The 3,868-nt window shown below is 63.1% G+C and carries 4 protein-coding genes; 1 reads left to right on the forward strand and 3 read right to left on the reverse strand.

What is annotated here, in order from left to right; all coding sequences use genetic code 11:
- From J0I64_RS03040 to J0I64_RS03050, 3 genes are all read right to left on the reverse strand, one after another.
- Window positions 1-332, reverse strand: a 332-nt coding sequence (locus J0I64_RS03040) for a BMP family ABC transporter substrate-binding protein (protein WP_366933680.1), incomplete at its 3' end; no start/stop codon positions are given.
- A gap of 23 nt (window positions 333-355) precedes the next feature.
- Window positions 356-1,309 (reverse strand): nucleoside hydrolase, encoded by a 954-nt coding sequence (locus J0I64_RS03045; RefSeq protein ID WP_291406149.1) that lies wholly within the window; start codon window positions 1,307-1,309, stop codon window positions 356-358.
- Window positions 1,309-2,652 (reverse strand): amidohydrolase, encoded by a 1,344-nt coding sequence (locus J0I64_RS03050; RefSeq protein WP_291406150.1) that lies wholly within the window; start codon window positions 2,650-2,652, stop codon window positions 1,309-1,311. The genes J0I64_RS03045 and J0I64_RS03050 overlap by 1 nt, the downstream gene beginning before the upstream one ends.
- 136 nt (window positions 2,653-2,788) lie before the next feature.
- On the opposite strand from J0I64_RS03050, the gene J0I64_RS03055 reads away from it, so the two are divergent.
- Complete coding sequence (locus tag J0I64_RS03055) at window positions 2,789-3,748, forward strand: hypothetical protein (protein ID WP_291406151.1); 960 nt, start codon at window positions 2,789-2,791, stop codon at window positions 3,746-3,748.
- Window positions 3,749-3,868 lie beyond the last annotated feature (120 nt).

Below are 3,868 nucleotides of genomic sequence, written 5' to 3' on the forward strand. Positions count from 1 at the left end.
ATGAAGCCGGTCATTTCCCAGGTACCGGCGATGACGACGTCATAGCCCTGGTCGGTGGCGTCAGCCAGAGCCGGCTGCCACCGGCCACGATCAACGCCGGCTTCGATAACGGTCACAGCGACCGGCAGCTCGGCTTCGGCGCGCTTGAGGCCAGCGGCGGCACTATCAAGGAAGCTCTTGTCACCCAGCGTGCCATGCACCACGAAAGCCACCTTGAGCGGGTTTTCCTTGGTGTATTCCTGCGCCATGACGGCGCCGGCCGATACCGAGGCCAGAAGGCCTACGGTGAAAAGGCCCGCAAAAGCGCGGCGGGTAAGTTTGGACATGGACATTGTGACGGAGCTCCCTTGGCTTGTCAGGTATTGGCGCGGTACGCGACGGAAGCGCGATAGAGCGCCACGAGGCGATCGACCTTTGCTTCTTCGATCAAGGTCACCATGGGCGTGCCGAGGCGGCCTGAAGGATCAACCACCGTCATGCCGCGGGTGATGCCGGGCGAGAGCGCCACATCCATCGAGGCACGCAGGGTCTTGGTAACGAGTTCGGGCTCGATCACCGCGGCGATGGCCAGCGGATCAACGAAGCGGAAGTGATCGGGGCCGCCATAGCCGACCGTGGTGCGGCGGGCATGTTCGACGAGCGCGACCGAGAAGGTCTTTTCCGGGCTTTCCGGAATGTCCTTGAGGAGAGCCTCGACTTCATCGCCGGTCATGAAGTGGGTAACGCAAGGCTCCCAGGGGGCGACGAGGGTGTCGAGCTCAGTGCCGAAGACGATGGCAGCGGCTTCCGGGTCGGCATAGATGTTGAATTCGGCTGCCGGGGTGGTGTTACCACGGCCATAGACGGTAGCGCCCATGATGGTCAGCTGGCCGATGCCGGGAACGATATCGGGAGCCAGACGCAGCGCGAGGGCCAGATTGGTCAGCGGCCCGATCATCAGGATATCGACCTTTTCGCCAGCCTTGGCGGCAGCGCGGAAGGTATCGACCAGATAGCCGACGCCATTGGTGCCGGCGACTTCCGGAATCTTGGCGGGGCGCGGGGCGCCACCGAGGCCGTCTTCGCCGTGAATATACTTGGCGTCGATGACAGGCTGGGTCAGCGGGCGGTCGGCGCCCTTGTGCACCGGAACCGTGCCTTTGCCGGCGACTTCGAGCACGGTCAGGATATTGCGGGTTGCCGCATCGAGACCGACATTGCCGAAGACGGTGGTGATCGCGTCAGGCGTACGGCCATTGGCGATCAGCATGAGAAGGGCCTGCGCGTCGTCGACGCCGCCATCGGTATCGAGAATGAGTTTTCTTGCCATTATGCCACTTTCCGAGCCGCTTCGACGCGGGCCCAGAAATCCTTATAGGTGTTTGAGTACTCGGCCCTGATCTCGGAGAGGGGCCGACGCAGGAGCTGCCTGTCGGCCACCAGCTGCTCGCCGGCGACATAGACATGGCGCACATCCCGTCCACTCCCCGAATAGACGAGAAGCGTCTCAATGTCAGGGGTTTCGGAGTAGCCGGCCCCGGAAATATCGATGGCGATGATGTCGGCAGACTTGCCGACTTCGAGCGAGCCGATCTCGTTTTCGAGGCCCAGCGCCTTGGCACCTTCAATGGTCGCCATGCGCACGAGTTCGGCGCTGGAGATCGGCTGTGCCGTGCCTTCGCGATGCGAGGCAACGAGGCCCGCGACGCGCATCTCGTTGATCATGTCGTAGCCGTTGTTAGCCGCGACATTGTCGGTGCCGAGCGCCACGGTGACGCCGGCCTTTTTCAGATCCACGACCGGGCAGATACCTTCGCGACCAGAGCGGAGACCGGCCGTCGCGTTGTGCGAGATGGAGGCATGCGGGGCGCGGGCGAAGACCGCGATGTCTTCGGGGCTGAGATCGAGGCAATGGGCGGCATGAATGCGGCCATTGAAGAAGCCGAGTTTTTCGAGGGCGACGGCGGCCGTCGTGCCATAACGCCGCTCGGTTTCCTCATTGTCTTCCGGACCGCAGGCCATGTGCAGGTGCAGGCCGACGCCGTATTCATTGGCGACAGCCACCTCGGCCAGAAGCAGGTCTTCGGTATTGTCGACATAGGGCGCGTGCGGGCCGAACCAGGGGATCACCCGGCCATCGGCAGAGCGCTGCTGGCGAAGGAAGTTGGTGGCGAGTGCCAGTTCTTCTTCACCGCGCGCCTTGTCGCCCAGTTGCACGATGCCGTAGGCGATCACGGCGCGAAGGCCGGCTTCCTTGACTGCATCAGCGATTTCCTCAGCGAAGAAATACTGATCGCAAAAGGTGGTGGTACCCGAAAGGGCCATTTCCGCGCAGGACAGCGCCACGGCCGGCCCGATATCGGACGCGACGAGCGACAGCTCGGGCTCACGGATGGAATTGTACCAGCCTTCCATGGTGAGGAGGCTCTGCCCCTCTGAGCGACCGCGGAAGAGGATCATGGCAGAATGCGTGTGGGCATTGACAAGGCCCGGCATGACCACGTGACCCGCAAGGTCCTTGACCTCGTCGAAACCAGCTTCGGACGGACAGCTGTCCATGGGACCGACGCCCGTTATCCGCCCATCGACAAAAGCCACCCAGCCGGAGGGAAAGGCGGCATTACCGCTATCCACAGTGAGAACCGTTGCGTTGCGGAGGAGTGTAGAACCCATTTGACCTATCGCTAGTAAAGCGCTTTACATAGCCAATCTAACGACGGTTTCGCGGGGGTTGTCAAATGCTATCACAGTGGATTTGCACAAGTGGTCACCTCGCAGGTTTTTTGCATATTTCTTCGGCAGCCCACCCATGAGCATCAATCCATTCGTCGCCGATCCAGCTATTCCCGCTCGTCTCGCGGCGGTTGCCCCCGATGCTCGCGCCGCCATTGCGGCCCGCGTAAAAGCGGCGCTGCTGGCGGGACCTGAGCAGCTGTCGAGCAATGGCGGCGGCGTTTTGACGGCAGACACCGCTGCAAGTCTCGTCGCCGAATTCGGGCTCGCCTCGGCGCGCGATCTGATGTGCCTGCTGCTCGATACGGCCAAGGATATTGCGCGCCCGGGTATCTCCAATTTCTTCGTCGGCGCCGTCGGGCTCGAGGCGGAAACGGGCAATCTGATCCTCGGCGGCAATGTCGAGTTTCCGGGCACGCATCTCGGTTTCACCCTGCACGGCGAGGGTTTTGTCTTCACCCGCGCCATGAGCCGCGGTACCAATATTTCGGTGATCGCCATCGGCGAGGCGCATCCCTGTGCCCATTGCCGGCAGTGCCTTGCCGAATATGCAGCGAGCGAAAAGCTCGAGCTGATCGATCCGCTCGGGCACACGCTGACGCTGGCGCAGCTCTATCCCTGGCCGTTCGATCCAAATTATCTCGGCGAAAGCGGCGCCGTGCCCGGCCGCGAACTCTGGCCGGCGCTGAAATTTGACGAAGACGTCACCTCGCCGGCGGCCGAAGCGCTGCTGACCAAGGGACGGCGGAGCCATTCGCCCTATAGCAAATGCCCGGGGGCAGTATTGCTGCATTTGCGGGATGGCAATGTGGTCGCGGGTCATGCCATCGAAAGCGTGGCCTTCAACCCCACCATCCACCCGATCCAGGCCGCCTTGGTCGACCTCCTCGCCCACGGTTATGCCTATTCCGATATTGTCGGGGGCACGCTCGGCACGGTGCGCGGCGGCGATGTCGACTATACGGTGAGCACGCGCGAGCTGCTGACCCGCCTTGCCCCCGAAACACCCCTCCTGGTGCTGGGGTGGACGCCGTGAGCGCCGCCGATTTTGCGCGGACGCCCTGGGTGGATGTCGCCAGGCGCATCGAGGAGGGCACGCTGGCCGTGCTCGCCCTTGGCGCCTGCGAACAACACGGCGCGCATTTGCCGCTGACGA

This window comes from Devosia sp. (assembly GCF_017307565.1).
GTDB lineage: Bacteria > Pseudomonadota > Alphaproteobacteria > Rhizobiales > Devosiaceae > Devosia.